This is a genomic window from Blautia sp. AF19-1 (genome assembly GCF_003479155.1).
Lineage (GTDB): Bacteria > Bacillota > Clostridia > Lachnospirales > Lachnospiraceae > Fusicatenibacter > Fusicatenibacter saccharivorans.
The window spans coordinates 103640-104667 of the sequence record NZ_QUGQ01000014.1 but is presented as its reverse complement, the minus strand read 5'-3'; the positions used below and the strand labels follow the sequence as shown (position 1 = coordinate 104667).

General features: G+C 37.7%; 1 protein-coding gene. It reads left to right on the top strand.

Annotation, left to right across the window (positions count from 1 at the left end; genetic code table 11):
- Nucleotides 1-194 precede the first annotated feature (194 nt).
- Nucleotides 195-1028 (top strand): recombinase family protein (locus DWX26_RS10765; RefSeq protein ID WP_147398122.1); only part of this gene is annotated, 834 nt, incomplete at its 3' end.

Here is a 1028-nt window from a genome sequence, read left to right as displayed (position 1 = left end):
ATAGTTTTATAAATGCTTACGATTTCTGCTCTTTGCTAAAGTTAATGACATTGATTGTCTTAGGGGATTTTTTTGTATTAATTATAGGATTGACAAAGAAATGAGTCAATAAGAAAATAAGTATTGAAAATAGTTGGAACAAGTACTAAAATAAAGTTGGGACAATAAAACGGAATTATACTGCGAGGAAGATTATGAAGAATAAAAAGATTAAATGCGATATATATACCAGAGTATCCACAACCATGCAGGTGGATGGCTACAGTCTGGATGCTCAGAAAGAAAAACTCAAGAGATATGCAGAATTTCAGAATATGGAAATCGTAAATGAGTATTCCGATGAAGGTAAGTCTGGAAAGAGCGTAGAGGGCAGACCGGAATTTCAGAGAATGTTAGATAATATTGAGAATGGAACAGATGAGGTACAGTTTGTACTGGTGTTCAAGCTTTCCAGATTCGGTCGTAATGCGGCAGATGTATTAAACTCTTTGCAGAGGATGCAGGATTTTGGAGTGAATCTGATCTGTGTTGAAGATGGGATTGACAGCTCAAAAGATAGTGGAAAGCTGATGATTTCTGTTCTGTCTGCGGTGGCAGAGATTGAACGGGAGAATATCCTTGTTCAGACAATGGAAGGACGTAAGCAGAAAGCAAGGGAAGGAAAATGGAACGGCGGGTTTGCTCCATATGGCTATGAATTGGTAAATGGAGAATTGCAGATCGCAGAGGACGAAGCAGAGATTATTCGTCTGATCTATGATAAATTTATTCATACAAATATGGGAATTTCTGCGATTGCTGCATGGCTGAACCAGCATGGATATAAAAAGAAAAAACGACAGAATAATACACTGGACGCATTTGCCGCTTCATTTATAAAAGGCGTTCTGGATAATCCGGTATACTGTGGAAAGCTGGCTTATGGACGAAGGAAGAATGAGAAAGTATCTGGTACAAGAAATGAATACCGTATTGTAAAGCAGGAAAATTATATGTTACACGATGGTATCCATGAAGGAATCATTTCG